This is a genomic window from Nocardia yamanashiensis NBRC 100130 (genome assembly GCF_001613325.1).
GTDB lineage: Bacteria > Actinomycetota > Actinomycetes > Mycobacteriales > Mycobacteriaceae > Nocardia > Nocardia yamanashiensis.
Genome location: NZ_BDCD01000011.1, coordinates 411,761 through 427,859 on the forward strand (window position 1 = coordinate 411,761; position 16,099 = coordinate 427,859).

The window sequence follows — 16,099 nt, forward strand, 5'->3', positions numbered from 1 at the left end:
CCACTATCCAGTTGCCGCTCTACGGCCCCGGCTAGGTGACTCTCGAAAGCCTCCACAGCGAAGTGATCTCACCACTACGAGCGGCGAACAACGGATCGTCCACGTCCTGAGCCCGAGCATGCCGCGGCCGGGTATCGAGCCGATCGACAACCCGAAGCCCAGCAGTATCGAAGGCCGACAACAATTCTCGGCGAGTTCGCAAGCCGATACGTTCGGCCAGATCGGAGAGGATCAGCCAGCCTTCGCCATCAACGGTGAGATGCTTGCCGAGCCGATCGAGGAAGGCGCGCAGCATCCGACTGCCCGGGTCGTAGATCGCGAAATCCAAGGGCGTGCGCGGCTTTCCCGGTATCCAGGGCGGATTGCAGACCACGAGCGATGCGCGCCCCGGCGGGTAGAGGTCGGTGCGCATCAGCTCGACCTGTTCGCCGTATCCGAGCCGATCCAGATTGTCGCGAGCACATCCCAGCGCCCGCGTACTCGTATCGGTCGCCACGATCGACCGGACACCCCGCCGCGCCAGCACCGCCGCGAGAACCCCGGTGCCGGTTCCGATATCGAACGCCAGCTCCCGCGACGGCAGCGGGGCGCGCGCGACCAGATCCACGTATTCGCCCCGTCCGGGAGCGAAGACTCCGTAGTGCGGATGGATCCGCGCATCCAGCGCCGGGACGTACACGCCCCGCCGCCGCCATTCGGAAGCACTTGCCACACCCCGTAGTTCGGAAAGCGATACCAGCGCCGATTCCATACCCGGGCCGTATGCCTGGTGGCACGCCGCCGAGAAATCGGGCGCGCGTCGTAGGACGAGCCGATGGCCAGGATCGAGTTCCACCAGCAACATTCCGAGGATGAGCGCCCGCCGGGTCCGCGCGTTCCGATACTTCCGATAGGCGAGCGCCATCGCCGCGCTGGAACTGGCCGCCACTGAGCCGACATCGTCCGCCTCTGCGGGCGTTGCCGTTCGCGCCTCGGAGTCGGCGGCGAAAGTCACTCCGCCGCGCAGGTACGTCGGTGGCTGCGGGCCGGAATCACGGGTGTCGTTCGGTTGAATGTGCTGTGCGGCATGACGATCTGTCGCGTCGCCGGGGAGGACCGGACCGCGCGCGTGACGCCGATCGTCGGCATTCCGGTCCAGTCTGGCGCGTAAGGCGTTCAGTAATTGGATCGCCTGGTGGAAATCGCCGCGCCACAGCATCGCGGTGCCGTTTTGCGCGAGGCGCAGCGCCGCGTCCGCGCTGAGCCGATCGTCCACGACCACGATGCGGGCGGGCGGCGGCGAACCGTTCTCCGAACGCCAGCGTGCATGACGCTGCCGCCCGTTCTCGATCCACCGGATCATGTCGGGGTTGTTCAAGGGAAGCTCGTTCCTCGAAGGTCCGGGAACGTGCGGATCGGCCATGGGTGCGCGGTGACAGCGCGCGAAATTCTGCCGGAATCGCGGCATTACCGGCCGATGCCGGGCACGACAGGACTGCGGTTCGGATACGGCCGCGGGGGGAGCGGCCGGAACTACGTCAGTCCTGTTGTCAGAGAACGACTGCTGCGTGCGCCGGTGTTGTCACGTGACCGACGGTAGCGGCCGTCCGGTCCGTACCGCAATGTCACGGCTCCGACACCCGGGCGCACAATGGCGCTGGGTGCGGGTTCAACCGGTGTTGGCCGCACGCCGGTAGCGTGGCGGGGACGGTTGATCGCGGAGCTGATCGGGAGATGGCAAGCGCATGGAACTTCGCCGGTGGTGGCACGACGCGATCATCGAGAACGGTCGCTTGCCGCTGGCGTGCCTGCTCCTGGGGTTCATCGTCGGATTCCTGCTGATCCGAATCAGCGTGCGGCTCATTCGCAAACAGGTGCGCTGGTGGCCCGGCAATCTCCGCGCCGGGGACGTGCACATTCACCACATGGTGTTCGGCGTGATCCTGGTGCTCAGTTCCGGCGTCGGCCTGATCACCCTGTATCAGAGCAGCGTGGGTGTGATCAGCGCACTGGCCGCGTCGTTCGGTCTGGGCGCGGCTCTCGTGCTCGACGAATTCGCGCTCATCTACTACCTGCGCGACGTGTATTGGGAGGAGCAGGGCCGGACTTCGGTGGACGCGGTATTCGTCGCCATCGCCGTAACCGGGCTTTTGCTGCTCGGTTTCCATCCGCTCTGGCTGTTGGATATCAACGACTTCCGCAGTGACCCGAACGCCTACGAACGCGCGGTCGTGGTGATCTTCGCCTTCGTGAACCTGGTGCTGGCGGCGATCGTCATCGCCAAGGGGAAGATCTGGACCGGCCTGTTCGGCATGTTCTTCCTGCCGCTGCTGGTGGTCGGCGCGCTGCGCCTGTCCCGCCCCGGCGCACCCTGGGCACGCTGGCGCTACGGCACCCGGCGCGGGCTCATGCGCCGGGCGATCGTGCGCGAACGCCGCTACCGCCGCCCGGTGATCCGGGCCAAGATCTTCGTCCAGGACCTGCTCGCTGGAAAGCCGGACGTGGTGCATGTCCGCCGCGCCGCCGAAGAGGAATTGGTGCGCACCGTGGTGCCCGCCCCGCCCGCGCCACTCCCGACACCCGGATCTGTAGCTGATCGGTTGCTGACTCATGGCCGGAGTGACAAGGTAGGTCCATGAGCTATGTCGTCGGCGATTATCTGCTCGATCGGCTCCACGAACTCGGCGTCACCGAAATATTCGGGGTGCCAGGCGATTTCAATCTGCAATTCCTCGACCATATCGTCGCGCACCCGAATATCGAATGGGTCGGCAGCGCGAACGAATTGAACGCCGGCTACGCGGCCGACGGCTATGCGCGCTTGCGCGGCATCGGCGCGGTCGTCACCACCTACGGCGTCGGCGAACTCAGTGCGGTGAACGCCATCGCCGGGAGTTACGCCGAGCATGTGCCGGTGGTGCACATCGTCGGCGTCCCGGCGAAAGACATCCAGGCCAATCATCGCGTCATTCATCACACGCTCGGCGACGGCGATTTCCATCACTTCCGCCGGATCGCCGCCGAGGTCACCTGCGCGCAGGCTGATCTCGGCGCGGCCGACGCCTGCCAGGAGATCGACCGCGTGCTGAATTCGGTTCGGGTGCATCGGCGTCCGGGCTATCTCATGCTCGCCACCGACACCGCGCGCCTGGAAGTCGACCCACCCGCCGCTCCGCTGGCCCCGCCCGCCGACTTCAGCAGCGCAGGGGCTCGCGTGGCCTTCGCGCAGGCCGCGCGGGAATTCCTGGCCGGGCGGCAGGTGGCGGTGCTCGCCGACGTCTTCGTGAACCGGGTCGGCGCGACCGACGAACTGCGCGCCCTCATCGCCGCCCGTGCCCTCCCGCACGCCACGCTGGCCTGGGGTAAGACGGTCGTGGACGAATCGGCCCCGAACTTCGTCGGCGTCTACACCGGCGCGGCTTCACCGGAGAGCGTGCGCGCCGCCGTCGAGGATTCCGAGCGGCTGGTGACGGTCGGTGTGCAGTACACGGACAGCATCACGGCCGGATTCAGCCATCGCATCGATGCGCGGCGGACCATCGACATCGGTCCCGAACGCACGGTCATCGGCGGCGTCGACGCCTTCGCGCCGCTCTCGCTCACCGCCGCGCTGGAAATCCTCACCGCCCTCGCGGGCGAGTTCGCCGACCCCGCACAGGTCGTGCACGAGGATGCCGAAGCGCGTCCCCTGACCACGCCGCCGGACACCCCGCTCAGCCAGGCCGCGCTCTGGCCCGCGGTCGCCGCCGCCCTCGGCAGCAACAATCTCGTTGTCGCCGACCAGGGTTCAGCTTTCTTCGGCCTGGCCACCCTGCGCATGCCCGCCGGCATCACCTTCCTGGGCCAGCCGCTGTGGGGTTCCATCGGTTACGCCCTGCCCGCCGCGCTCGGCGCGGGCCTGGCCTGCCCGGACCGCCGCACGGTGCTGGTCATCGGCGACGGCGCGGCCCAGCTCACCATTCAAGAACTCGGCACCTGGATTCAGCGGCGGCTGACCGGCGTCATCATCCTGGTCGACAACAGCGGCTACGCCATCGAGCGGGCGATCCACGGACCGGAAGCGCAGTACAACGACATCGCCCCCTGGCGCTGGATCTTCCTCCCGCATGCTTTCGGCGGCGACGACAAAACCGTCCTGACCCTGCGCGCGACGACCGTGGGCGAACTGCAAGACTGCCTGAAGGCCGCCACCGCCGAGCAGAACCGCCTGGTCTTCCTCCAAGTGGTGACCGGCAAAACCGACTACCCGCCCCTGGTCTCCGATATAGCCGCTGCCCTGACCCGCGCGAACACCCGGTCGTAGCCAGGGGTTCGGTGGCAGCGCCGCCGCAAGCTGCCCCGGGGGTTCGGGGGGTGGAACCCCCTGAGAGTCCCGAGAGTCGGGCTATGGCACAATACTCGGGTTGCCCTGGGTGAACCATGCCCGGGCACCGCCCAATATCCGGAGCACGAACCGGTCGAGCGCCTCACGGCCAGCCGCCAGGTTCCTCTGTTCGCGCGAAAACACATAAGGACGGAAATGAACACCCTCGACTTCGTCGATGAAAAGTCGCTGCGCAGCGACGTCCCGGACTTCCGCCCGGGTGACACCGTGAACGTTCACGTGAAGGTTATCGAAGGCAACAAGGAGCGCGTCCAGGTCTTCAAGGGCGTCGTCATCCGTCGCCAGAACGGCGGCATCCGCGAGACCTTCACCGTGCGCAAGGTGTCGTTCGGTGTCGGCGTGGAGCGCACCTTCCCGGTGCACAGCCCCAACCTCGACAAGATCGAGGTCGTGACCCGTGGTGACGTGCGTCGCGCCAAGCTGTACTACCTGCGCGATCTGCGCGGCAAGGCCGCCAAGATCAAGGAAAAGCGCTGAGCTAGCCCAGCATCCAGGATCGCCGAGTAGCCCGGCACCGCATGATTGTTCGCGGTGCCGGGCTACTCTGTTCCGGTGGCAGACGAGAGCGAGGCGGTGGCGGTGTCGGGATCCGACGACGACGGACGTGCACCGGCCCCCAAGCCGAAGAAGAAGCAGCGTCCGTTCTGGCAGGAACTGCCCATGCTGGTCGGTTTCGCGGCGATCATCGTGGCGCTGCTGGTGACATTCATCGGCCGGCCGTACGTGATTCCCTCGCAATCGATGGAACCGACCCTGCACGGCTGTGCGGGCTGCACCGGCGACCGCATCTACGTGCAGAAGCTGAGTTACTACTTCGGTGATCCGAAGCCCGGCGACGTGGTGGTGTTCGTCGGCCCGACCGACGACTGGAACAAGCACTACAAGTCGATCCGTTCCTCGAACACCCTGGTGCGCGGCCTGCAGAACGGCCTGTCCTTCTTCGGCCTGGTGCCGCCGGACGAGAACGACCTCGTCAAGCGCGTCATCGCCACCGGCGGGCAGAAGGTCGAATGCTGTGACGCCCAGGGCCGAATCCTGGTGGACGGCAAGCCACTCGACGAGCCGTACGTGGTGCACAACAATCCGTTCGATCCCGCGCGGCCGGATGTGCCGTTCAATGCGGGCGGGCGCGCGTTCGGGCCGGTCACGGTGCCGGACGGCAATCTGTGGGTGATGGGTGACAATCGCGCCGAATCGGCCGACTCCCGCTACCACATGAAAGACGAACTGCAGGGCACGGTTCCGGTGGACGATGTCCGCGGCAAGGCCGTCTTCAAGATCTGGCCGCCGGGGCGGATCGGTCCGGTGCGGTCTCAGGACCCGCAGACGAACTGAGTTCCTACGGGATAATCGACCGGTGGGGAAGATGGCGAAGAGCACCCCGAAACAGCGGGGCGGCAAGAAGATCGAGCCGATTCAGCGCGGTGACTGGCCTCCGCGCGTCGTCATGCGGCGCGCGAGCGGGCTACGGACGCTCGAGGCCGCGCTGATCCGCAGCGGCCTGGGGCCGGTGGCGGGCGTGGACGAGGCCGGTCGCGGTCCGTCGGCCGGGCCGCTGGTGGTCGCCGCCTGTTTGCTGGCGCCCAAGGCGTACACCTCGCTGGCCGGTCTCGACGATTCCAAGAAGCTCACCGAATCGACCCGCGAAGAACTGTTCCCGGTCATCAAACGGCTGGCCCTGGCCTGGTCGGTGATCGTCGTCCCGGCCTGGGAGATCGACGCCATCGGCATCCACGTGGCCAATATCGAGGGCATGCGGCGGGCCGTCGCGAGCCTGGATCCGGTACCCGGCTACGTCCTCACCGACGGCTTCCGGGTGCCGGGGGTTCCGGTGCCATCGCTGCCGGTCATCGGGGGTGACGCGGCCGCCGCGTGCATCGCCGCGGCGAGCGTGCTGGCGAAAGTCACCCGCGACCGGATGATGGTGGATCTGGACCGGCAGTACCCCGGGTACGGATTCGCCGCCCACAAGGGCTACAACACCCCAGAGCACACCGAGGCCATACAGCGGCTGGGCATCACCCCCGAGCACCGTCGGTCCTGGCGAAACGTCCGGGAGACCGGCCGAGTGGCTACCGCGTCGGTGCATGCGGGATGATGTCTCTACTACACCCAGTGTGGCGATAAGGAGGACGTTCCACCCGATGAGCGCCGAGGACCTCGAGAAATACGAAACCGAGATGGAGCTATCCCTGTACCGCGAGTACAAGGACATCGTCGGCCAGTTCTCGTACGTGGTGGAGACCGAGCGCCGCTTCTACCTCGCCAATTCCGTCGAACTGCGACCGCAGAACGCCGATGGCGAGGTGTATTTCGAGGTGCGTATGTCCGATGCATGGGTTTGGGACATGTACCGGCCGGCGCGCTTCGTGAAGCACGTTCGCGTCATCACCTTCAAGGACGTGAATATCGAAGAACTGGAGAAGCCTGACCTGCGGCTTCCGGAGTAATCCACAGCTTTCCGGTATCCACAGGTTTTCTGTTTTCCCAGGTCGGCATGGCCGGGTCCGTTCGCGGGCCCGGCCATGCTGGCTTTCATGGCACACAATCTCGCGCTCGGAGCGCACGGGGAGGACCTGGCGGCCGCGTATCTGCGCGACGCCGGGATGGAGATCGTGGCCCGCAACTGGCGCTGCCGGTACGGGGAACTCGACCTGATCGCACGGGCGCCGGACGGGCTGACCGTGTTCGTGGAGGTGAAGACGCGCAGCGGACTGGGCTTCGGCCAGCCCGCCGAAGCGGTCACCTTCCTCAAACAGCAGCGCATCCGCCGACTGGCCGTGGTGTGGCTGCACGAGCAGCAGGGGCCGTGGCTGCGGGTCCGGTTCGACGTGGTGTCGGTGCTGCTGCGGCCGGTCGGTGAACCCGAGATCAAACACCTCGAGGGGGTGTTCTGAGCATGCCGCTGGGCAGGGCGTTCTCGGTGGCGGTCAATGGTGTGGACGGCCAGCTGGTGGAGATCGAAGCCGATATCGGCCAGGGCTTGCCGTCGGTGCATCTGGTCGGGCGGCCGGACACCACCTTGCAGGAGTCGCGCGACCGGGTGCGGGCGGCGGTGACGAACACCGGTGAGAAGTGGCCGGACGGCCGGGTCATCCTGGCGTTGTCGCCGGCCACGTTGCCCAAGGTCGGCAGTGTCTACGACCTTGCTTTGGCCGCAGCGGTATTGGATGCGGCGGGGGTGATTCCGGGCAAGCGGCTGGCCGATACGGTCCTGCTCGGTGAGCTCGCCCTGGACGGCCGGGTGCGCCGGGTGCGCGGCATCCTGCCCGCTGTTCTCGCTGCCCGCACCGCTGGTCGCGGCACCGTCGTGGTCCCCACCGCCGCTTTGACCGAAGCCGGTCTGGTCGACGGTGTGCGTGTTCTCGGCGCATCCACCCTCGGCGAATTGGTCGACTGGCTGCGCGGCGGCGCCGAGTTGCAGCCACCCGAACCCATGGAGGTCCCCGCTCTCCCGTCCATCGGCGATCTGAGTGAAGTGGTCGGCCAGGACCAGGCTCGCTGGGCCCTCGAAGTGGCGGCGGCGGGCGGTCACCATCTGCTCCTCACCGGCCCGCCCGGCATCGGTAAAACCATGCTGGCCCAGCGTCTCCCGAGCCTCCTCCCACCGTTGCGGGAACGAGAATCCCTGGAGGTCACCGCGATCCATTCGGTAGCCGGCACCCTCTCCGACGATCATCCCCTCATCACCGCGCCGCCTTTCGTTGCTCCGCATCACTCGTCCTCGGTGGCCGCCATGATCGGCGGTGGCTCCGGCTCGGCCCGCCCCGGCGCCGCCAGCTGTGCTCACCGCGGTGTCCTGTTCCTCGATGAATGCGCGGAGATATCGACCAAAGTCCTTGAAGCCCTGCGAACTCCACTCGAGGAAGGCGAGGTACGCATAGCCCGCCGCGATGGAGTGGCGCGCTACCCGGCCAGGTTCCAGCTCGTTCTCGCCGCGAATCCTTGCCCCTGCGCGCCCGCACGCGACATCGACTGTATCTGTGCGCCTTTGGCCAGGCGCCGCTATCTCGGAAAGTTGTCCGGTCCGCTGATGGACCGCATCGACCTCGCAGTCCAGATGCACGCCCAAGCGGCCGGGGCCTTCAGCGGCGACGAAGTCGAATCCAGCGAAGCCGTCCGAACCCGGGTGACCGCCGCGCGCGAAGCAGCCGCGAAACGCTGGGCCGCACTACAACTCGTCACCAATGCCGAAGTCCCCGGCCACGTCCTCCGCCAACGCTTCCGCCTCCCCCGGGAAGCCTTGGCCCCCGTCGAACACGCCCTCCGCCACGGCCGCATGTCCGCCCGCGGCGCGGACCGCGCAATCCGAGTCGCCTGGACGGTCTGCGACCTCCGCGGCGGCGACCTCCCCACAGCTCAAGACGTCCTGCAAGCCATCAACTTCCGTCAGCGAGGAGTGTCATGACCCGCCAGCACCCCAACGCCCTCGACCACAGCACCGCCTCCAACCCCGCCGATGCCTTCCACACGTCGCCCGAAACCCACTGCGAACCCTACGGCTGCGGTGGCTACGACGAAGACGGAAAACCGTGCCCCTGCGGCGAAGACGGCGGCTGCGCCGAGAGCGGCGAATGCTGTGCCTGCCTCGCCCCCGGCGGCAAGCCGAGCAACAACGACATTCCACACCACCTGCTGCCACTCGTCCCGCGCCCCGAGGACACTCCGGAACCGCCGAATGCTCTGAAATACGGCTGGATTCGCAACGGCCGCTATCGAAATCACTGCATCGGCAGGCGAGCCCTCTCGAACGGCGGCCGACATGAATAGCGAGCCGAACGAGTTCGGGACGAGTAACCACACCCCGGAACACTCTGAACCAGAGAAACTTCCAGCCGTTCCAGCCACCATCGGTGTCCGGAACGAAGCCCCGGGCACCGAGGCACCTGTAGCCGCGCGAGAAGAACGCGTCGGCGATGAGTCTCGTATCAGCGCGAGGGGGGAATTCGCGGGCGGTCAGGCGTCTGTCGAGGCGGGGAAGGACTTCGCGTGCGGTCAGATGTCGGTCGGGGTTGCGGACGAATTCGGGTCCGATGAAAGGCGTTTGGCGTGGGTGTATTTGTCGCGGGTGGTGCAGGGGCCGTGTGCGGCGTTGTCGTCGTTGATCGAGTCGGTGGGGGTGGTGGAGGCGGCGCGGGCGGTTCGGGAGTGTGCGCTGCCGGAGGCGTTGCGGGGGCCTACTGAGTTGCGGCGCGGAATCGATGTGGCGGAGCGGGATTTGGCCACTATCGAACGGTTCGGGGGGCGGGTGGTGACACCGGAGGATGCGGAGTGGCCTGCTTGGCGGATGCTCGGGTTGCGGCAGCTCGATCCGGAGCGGGACGAGGCCGGGGCCGCGCCGTTGGTGCTGTGGGTGCGGGGGTCTCGGTCGCTAGCGGAGTGCACCGAGCAGGCGGTTGCGGTGGTGGGGTCGCGATGCAGCACCGGGTACGGGAATCACGCGACGGGGGAGATCGCGGGGGAATTGGCGGCGCGCGGATGGACGGTGGTTTCCGGGGCGGCGTTCGGAATTGACGGAATGGCGCACAGGGCTGCGCTTGCCGTCGGTGGGACGACTGTCGCGGTGCTCGCCTGCGGTGCGGACCGGCCCTATCCGGTGCAGCATGACCGGTTGCTGGCCGAGATCGCGGATACCGGGCTTGTGGTGAGCGAGTATCCGCCGGGGACGACGGCGCGGAAGCATCACTTCCTGGCCCGGAATCGGCTGATAGCCGCTCTGGCCGATGGGGTCGTGGTGGTCGAGGCCGGAATGCGGAGCGGGGCCCGCAACACCGTCAAATGGTCGCGGCGGCTCGGACGTCCGGCCATGGCGGTGCCCGGGCCGATCACCTCGGCGGCCTCGGCCGGATGCCATCGGATGATCCGGGACGGTGAGGCATTCATCGTGACCAGCGCCGAACAGGTGCTCGACGAAGCGGGACCCTTGCGCCTGTCGCTCCCGGGCACGGTCCCCGCGAATCCCGAGGATAACCTCGCCGACGACGAAGCCCTGCTGTACGCGGCCCTGCCCGCGGCGGGTTCGTGCTCGCCGCGCGCTCTCGTCACCACCACCGGCCTCTCGCTACCCGCCGTCCGAGCCACCCTGTCCGCACTCGAGCTGGCCGGCCTCGTCGGTTGCGACGGCGACGGGTGGTACCGCCTCGCCCCGTCGAACCGCTCAGCCACGGAGGAGGTTTCAGCCACCCACGACCGCCACCGTTGACCGCCGCCCCCCGCCCAGCCGCCGGCCAACTGTGGCCGCTGGCGGGCATGGTGGCTGGTCGAGCATGGTCGTTGGTCGAGCACGGTCATTGGTCGGGCATGGTTGCGGGTCGAGCATGGTTTCTGGTCGACCATGCTCGTTGGTCGAGCGTGGCCGCTGGCCGACCATGGCCGCTGGTCGAGTCGCTCAGCTGCAGAGGAGTTTTCAGCTACTCACGATCGCCACCGTTGATCGCCACTCACACCGCCGCCCCACCGCCACCGGCCCCTGGCCAACTGTCGCCTCTGGTCGAGCGTGGTCGGCTGACCATGGCCGCTGGTCAGCTGTGGACGCTGGTCGCGAGTGGTCGCTGGTCGAGCGCGGCCGCCGGTCGAGCATGGTCGCTGGTCGCGCGTGGCCGCTGGCCGACCATGGCCGGTCGAGCCGTTCAGCCGCAGAGGAGTTTTCAGCCACTCACGATCGCCACCTCCGCCCCCGCCCCACTCCCACGAGCCGGTGGCCAACTGTGGCCGCTCGTCGCGAGTGGTCGCTGGTCGAGCGTGGCCCACCGGTCGAGCGTGGCCGCTGGTCGAGCACGGTCGCTGGTCGAGCTCACGTGGCCGACTCAGGGAGTAGCCGGGTAGAGGCACACCAGCGTGGAGTTTTGCGCGTGTTGGCGACGTTGGTGTGCCACTCGGCGGGCTGGTTTTCGGCGAGGGCGCTTGCGGTGGGGGCGGATCGGGGTCAGCGTGGGGGGATGGGTGGATTGCCGGAGGATTTGGAAGCGTTGCTGGTGGAGTACGGGCGGCATTTGCGGTTGGGGCGGAATCGGTCGGTGCATACGGAGCGGGCGTATGTGGGGGATGCGCGGTCGTTGCTGGAGCATTTGCTGGCGCGGTCGGCGGATTCGGGGGTGGGGGAGCTGGATTTGGCGTTGCTGAGGTCGTGGCTGGCGGAGCAGGCGGCCGGTGGGGCGGCGCGGACGACCATGGCGCGGCGGTCGTCGTCGGCGCGGACTTTCACGGGGTGGCTGGCGCATACGGGGCGGTTGAAGGTGGATCCGGGGCCGCGGCTGGGGTCGCCGCGCGCGCATCGGGTGCTGCCCGCGGTGCTCGGGAAGGAGCAGGCGAAGGCGGCCATGGCGGCGGCGGAATCGGGTGCGGCGCAGCATGATCCGATGGCGTTGCGGGATCGGCTGATCGTGGAGATGCTGTACGCCACCGGGATTCGCGTGAGTGAGCTGTGTGGTTTGGATATCGAGGATGTGGATCGGGAGCGCCGGTTGGTGCGGGTGCTGGGTAAGGGGAACAAGGAGCGTTCGGTGCCGTTCGGGGCGCCGGCCGATCGGGCTCTGGAACTATGGTTGCAGCACGGGCGATCATCGTTCGCCACCCCCGAATCGGGGCGGGCGCTGCTGCTCGGGCGACGCGGCAAACGCATCGATCAGCGGCAGGCCAGAACGGTGGTGCACGAGGTGGTTTCCGCCATCCCCGGCGCACCCGATATGGGCCCGCACGGTTTCCGCCACACCGCTGCCACCCATCTACTCGAAGGTGGAGCCGACCTGCGCGTGGTCCAGGAGATCCTCGGCCACACCAGCCTGGCCACCACCCAGCTCTACACCCACGTCTCCATCGAACGCCTGAAGAAGGTCCACGACCAGGCGCACCCCCGTGCCTGATTCCTTCGAACGCGTTCCGGGCCACCCCGATTCGCCGATCATCCTGCACGTACCCCACTCGTCACGCGTCATCCCGCCCGAGGTCCGCTCCGGCATCCTGCTCGACGACGCCGCCCTGGAACTCGAACTCGACCACATCACCGACGCCCACACCGAACACCTGGCCGCCGCGACTGCCGACCGCATGCGAATCCGACCCTGGCAGTTCGTGAACCGCCGCTCCCGCCTGGTCGTGGATCCCGAACGTTTCCCCGACGACCGCGAGGAAATGCTCACCGTCGGCATGGGCGCCGTCTACACCCGGACCACCCACCGCACCCCACTCCGTGCTGTCGAGTTCGACCCGAACCCCTTGCTCGACACCTACTTCCACCCGTACGCCCGAGCCATGACCGATCTGGTCGCCGACCGCTTGGCCGCCACTGGCAGCGCCGTCATCCTCGACGTGCACTCCTATCCCTCCCGGTCGCTCCCGTACGAACTGCACGCGGACGGCCCCCGCCCGCCGATCTGCCTGGGTACCGACGACTTCCACACCCCACCCGCCCTGCTGGACCGGGCTCGCGCCTGTCTCGGAGTGATCGGCGAGACCGCCACCGACGCGCCGTTCGCGGGAACCTATGTGCCCCTGGACTATTACGTCACCGACCCCCGCGTCACCGCCCTCATGATCGAGATCCGCCGCGATGTCTACATGACGGAGCCCGGCGGCCCGCCCACCTCCGGATTTTCCGAAGTCAGTAGGGCGCTCGCCGCCTTCGCGGACGAACTCGCCTGATCGCTGCCCGCCGCCGCGCCGTACGGATTTCGATCCAGCTGACAGCCTCGCGATCAATCGGCTGACCGGCCTCGAATTGTCACTACTGCCGACTGCCGACTGCCGACTGCCCTTGTCAGTGGTATCGACTGTCCTTGTAAGTGGTGCCAGCTCATGTTCGCAAGACCCTCGCAGGTAACGGCCGGCGCTGCTTCGCACTGGTGAGAGTGCGGAATCATTCCGGGCGCGATGCCGTTGATCTGACAAGTCGACGATCGCCGCTCGCCGCGGCGCATACGCCAGAACTCGCGATGGGTTCCCGGACCTCGGCCGCAGCGCAGCGCTCGGACGAGTTGCGCGGTTTCAACCGAGTCCGGCCGGACCGGGTATACCTCCGCCATATCGCGAACGTATCGACGAGCTATCGGAGATCGTGCTACGGTTACTTAGGTAATCCTAATTCATGGAGGTACTGGTTGTGGCTCGCCCACGTACGACCCTCGTAGTGCAGAACACCGTCCGGCTCACCGATCACCTGATCCGCGTGCGCCTGGGCGGCCCCGGGTTCGCGGCCTTCCAGCCGAACGCCTTCACCGACGCCTACGTCAAACTCGTCTTCCCGGGCGCCGACGGCGAAACCGTCCGGACCTACACCGTGCGCGAGGTCGACGCCGCCGCACAGGAGATCGTCATCGACTTCGTCTACCACGGTGACGAGGGCGTAGCCGGACCGTGGGCGGCCGCCGCGGAACCCGGCGACAGCATCGAATTGATGGGCCCCGGCGGCGCTTACGCCCCGCGCGCGGACGCCGACTGGCATCTGCTCGCCGGTGACGAGAGCGCCCTGCCCGCCATCGCCGCCGCCTGCGCCGCCCTGCCCGCCGAGGCCGTCGGCTCGGTCTTCCTGGAGGTCGGCGGTCCCGCCGACGAACTGTTCTTCCCCTATCCCGAAGGCGTGGAGCGCATCTGGGTTCACCGTGGCGACGCCGAACCCGGCGAACGTCTCGCCGCGGCGGTCAAGGCCGCACCGTGGCGCGAGGGCCAGGTCCAGGTGTTCATCCACGGTGAGGCGCAGGCGGTCATGCACGAGCTGCGCCCCTACATCCGCAAGCAGCGCGGGATCACCGCCGAATGGGCGTCCTCGATCTCCGGGTACTGGCGGCGCGGCCGCACCGAGGAGGGTTTCCGCCGCTGGAAATCCGAACTGGCGGAGCAGGAGAAGGCCGCCACCGCGGGCGTCTGAAACCTTGCGTCCCAGTCGATGTGGTGGTTTCGCGGCCACCGCATCGGCGGGTAGCCCGGAATATGCTCGACGCGAGTGGATTCGGTCCGTAGCGTCCATTTCATGACCGTCGACCGATCCACCGAGACCCCGTCCCTGCGTGACCGCCTGCGTACGGCCGTGCCCGTGGCCATGAAGGCCCGCGATCGAACGGCGACAGCCGCACTCCGCTCGGCCCTGGCCGCGATCGACAATGCGGAAGCGGTCGACGGATCGGATGTACAGGCGGGCGCGATCGAATCCAGTGCGGTCGGCCTCGGCGCAGCGGAACGCGAGCGCCGCATTCTCACCGAAGCCGATATCGAAGCCATCGTCCGGGCCGAAATCGCCGACCGTCTCACCGCTGCAAGCGAATACGACGGGCTGAGCGGAGGGGCCGAGCGCGCCGCATCCCTGCGGGCCGAGGCGGCTGCCCTCACTGCGCAACTCGACTCCTGATAATCCAGGTTCAGTGCTGGGGTACGAGGGTGGCGATGTAGCGGCCGGCGAACCAGCGCTGAATGAGCCGCACCACCGGCGCACCCAATTGCACGTACCAGGTTCCCGGTCGCGAAAACGCCGCCACCACGCCGTAAACCGATTCATCGGCCGGATCGAACTCGACGGCGAACAACTCCTCGCCGATCTCGGGATGCTGCGGCAAGGTGCCGTAGGCGAATCCGCGTCGATCGGGCTCGTTCACCACGTACACGACCCGGCACCGCGCGGTGATGCCGATGGGCCCCGGCCCCAGCCGGATCGTCATCTCGGTGCCAGGTTCCGCGGTCGGCGTGCTCGCGTCGTGAAAGACGTTCGTACCCCGCTGCATTCGATACGCCAGGATCTGCTCGCCCGCGCTCTCGAACAATGCCCGCCCCGAACCGATCCGCCGTCGCAACCGGAAATGGTCGTATCCGGCCGGGAACTCACCCGCCGTCGCACCGACCTCCGGATAGCTGAACGGCACCGCCGCTGACTCCTGCGTCATGACCCCATCCTGAACCCGCGTCCGGAGTCTCGACAGGGCAATCAGCCGTGAGTCGCGTCTCGCCGGTCGCCGCGAGCGGTTTCAACCGAATCGGGATCGCCCGCAGCAGGCCGAGCGGATCGAGATAGTCGCCGTCGCGCCGCAAGCCCCAATGCAGGCAGGCCGCGACCGGGCATCCTTCGTGCCCGCCCGCCAGCACCCCGATCGCCTCGCCGTGAATCACCCTGCGCCCCACCGTGACCGAGGCGGTGACCGGCTCGTACGTGGTGCGCAGCCCACCCGCGTGATCGACGGAGACCACCGGTTTGCCCGCCACGGTCCCCGCGAACACCACGGTCCCGTCACCCGCCGCGAGTACCGGATCGCCCGTACTCCCGGACAGATCCACTCCCCGATGCCCGGGCAGCCAGTTCTGCGCGGGTTTGTCGAACGCCCGCACCACCGCCGGCCGCGGCCGTAGCGGCCACTCGAACCGCTCACCGGGCGCCGCCACGCACACCGGCGCGGCGACCAGCACGATCGGCAACCACCCGAACACGATCCACATCAGGCGCATGCCCTCAGCCTCCGCGCAAGCCCACCCGCCCGGAACCCCGTGATCGGCGAGTGTGGATAACACGCACGCCTGTGAAAATTGGCAGGCAGCGCTTCCACCGCCCCCGATGCGCCCCCGCCGCAACCTGCCGACCAGCACTCGAGCCCGCCGAATCCGCCTGCTCGAGGGGGCGATTTCTCCTCCCGGTAACCCCTGCGTAGACTGGTCCAGCGGTTTGCGTTGCGTGCAGACCGACTTCGCGCGCCTACATCGAAGGCCGTCGGCTGGTCCCCTGAAATCTTTCGGAGGGTTCCGGTGGCTGTGGGCGCCAGG

The 16,099-nt window shown here is 67.8% G+C and carries 16 protein-coding genes and 1 pseudogene; 14 read left to right on the forward strand and 3 right to left on the reverse strand.

From position 1 onward, the window contains the following. Positions 1-31 precede the first annotated feature (31 nt). Positions 32-1,357 carry a methyltransferase gene (locus tag NY1_RS12535; protein WP_233434302.1) on the reverse strand — a complete coding sequence of 442 codons (1,326 nt, stop codon included), beginning with the start codon at positions 1,355-1,357 and terminating at the stop codon, positions 32-34. A 367-nt stretch (positions 1,358-1,724) separates the two neighbouring features. On the opposite strand from NY1_RS12535, the gene NY1_RS12540 reads away from it, so the two are divergent. From NY1_RS12540 to NY1_RS12605, 14 genes are all read left to right on the forward strand, one after another. Then, the gene (locus NY1_RS12540) at positions 1,725-2,618 is read left to right on the forward strand and encodes a hypothetical protein (protein ID WP_067711338.1); all 894 of its coding nucleotides are present in this window, start codon (positions 1,725-1,727) and stop codon (positions 2,616-2,618) included. Further along, a complete protein-coding gene (locus tag NY1_RS12545; RefSeq protein ID WP_067711340.1) occupies positions 2,615-4,282 on the forward strand; it encodes an alpha-keto acid decarboxylase family protein in 1,668 nt (555 codons plus the stop codon). The genes NY1_RS12540 and NY1_RS12545 overlap by 4 nt, the downstream gene beginning before the upstream one ends. A gap of 216 nt (positions 4,283-4,498) precedes the next feature. Beyond that, a complete protein-coding gene (gene rplS / locus NY1_RS12550) occupies positions 4,499-4,840 on the forward strand; it encodes a 50S ribosomal protein L19 (RefSeq protein WP_067699026.1) in 342 nt (113 codons plus the stop codon). A gap of 75 nt (positions 4,841-4,915) precedes the next feature. Further along, on the forward strand, positions 4,916-5,698 hold the full coding sequence (gene lepB, locus NY1_RS12555) for a signal peptidase I (protein ID WP_408639323.1): 783 nt from the start codon (positions 4,916-4,918) through the stop codon (positions 5,696-5,698). Positions 5,699-5,729: 31 nt separating this feature from the next. Then, entirely contained in the window at positions 5,730-6,461 is a 732-nt protein-coding gene (locus NY1_RS12560) for a ribonuclease HII (protein ID WP_084534908.1), read from the forward strand. A gap of 46 nt (positions 6,462-6,507) precedes the next feature. Then, the gene (locus NY1_RS12565) at positions 6,508-6,813 is read left to right on the forward strand and encodes a DUF2469 domain-containing protein (protein ID WP_011210678.1); all 306 of its coding nucleotides are present in this window, start codon (positions 6,508-6,510) and stop codon (positions 6,811-6,813) included. Between the two features lie 87 nt (positions 6,814-6,900). Then, the gene (locus tag NY1_RS12570) at positions 6,901-7,260 is read left to right on the forward strand and encodes a YraN family protein (protein WP_067711595.1); all 360 of its coding nucleotides are present in this window, start codon (positions 6,901-6,903) and stop codon (positions 7,258-7,260) included. A 2-nt stretch (positions 7,261-7,262) separates the two neighbouring features. Next, positions 7,263-8,771 carry a YifB family Mg chelatase-like AAA ATPase gene (locus NY1_RS12575; RefSeq protein ID WP_067711342.1) on the forward strand — a complete coding sequence of 503 codons (1,509 nt, stop codon included), beginning with the start codon at positions 7,263-7,265 and terminating at the stop codon, positions 8,769-8,771. Continuing rightward, the gene (locus NY1_RS12580) at positions 8,768-9,133 is read left to right on the forward strand and encodes a hypothetical protein (protein WP_067711344.1); all 366 of its coding nucleotides are present in this window, start codon (positions 8,768-8,770) and stop codon (positions 9,131-9,133) included. The genes NY1_RS12575 and NY1_RS12580 overlap by 4 nt, the downstream gene beginning before the upstream one ends. A 229-nt stretch (positions 9,134-9,362) precedes the next feature. Beyond that, positions 9,363-10,565 carry a DNA-processing protein DprA gene (dprA, locus tag NY1_RS12585; protein WP_067711346.1) on the forward strand — a complete coding sequence of 401 codons (1,203 nt, stop codon included), beginning with the start codon at positions 9,363-9,365 and terminating at the stop codon, positions 10,563-10,565. Between the two features lie 736 nt (positions 10,566-11,301). Further along, complete coding sequence (locus NY1_RS12590) at positions 11,302-12,225, forward strand: tyrosine recombinase XerC (protein ID WP_067711349.1); 924 nt, start codon at positions 11,302-11,304, stop codon at positions 12,223-12,225. Then, positions 12,218-13,003: an N-formylglutamate amidohydrolase gene (locus NY1_RS12595; protein WP_067711351.1), complete on the forward strand. Its 786-nt coding sequence runs from the start codon at positions 12,218-12,220 to the stop codon at positions 13,001-13,003. The genes NY1_RS12590 and NY1_RS12595 overlap by 8 nt, the downstream gene beginning before the upstream one ends. Positions 13,004-13,445: 442 nt before the next feature. Further along, on the forward strand, positions 13,446-14,225 hold the full coding sequence (locus NY1_RS12600; RefSeq protein ID WP_067711353.1) for a siderophore-interacting protein: 780 nt from the start codon (positions 13,446-13,448) through the stop codon (positions 14,223-14,225). Positions 14,226-14,327: 102 nt separating this feature from the next. Beyond that, a complete protein-coding gene (locus NY1_RS12605; protein WP_067711598.1) occupies positions 14,328-14,702 on the forward strand; it encodes a GatB/YqeY domain-containing protein in 375 nt (124 codons plus the stop codon). A 10-nt stretch (positions 14,703-14,712) separates the two neighbouring features. On the opposite strand, the gene NY1_RS12610 is transcribed toward NY1_RS12605, so the two are convergent. Together NY1_RS12610 and NY1_RS12615 are read right to left on the reverse strand one after the other, a co-directional pair. Beyond that, positions 14,713-15,231 carry a DUF1990 domain-containing protein gene (locus NY1_RS12610; RefSeq protein WP_067711355.1) on the reverse strand — a complete coding sequence of 173 codons (519 nt, stop codon included), beginning with the start codon at positions 15,229-15,231 and terminating at the stop codon, positions 14,713-14,715. Between the two features lie 67 nt (positions 15,232-15,298). Next, positions 15,299-15,778: pseudogene (locus tag NY1_RS12615) on the reverse strand (M23 family metallopeptidase); the annotation flags it as partial. Between the last annotated feature and the right edge of the window lie 321 nt (positions 15,779-16,099).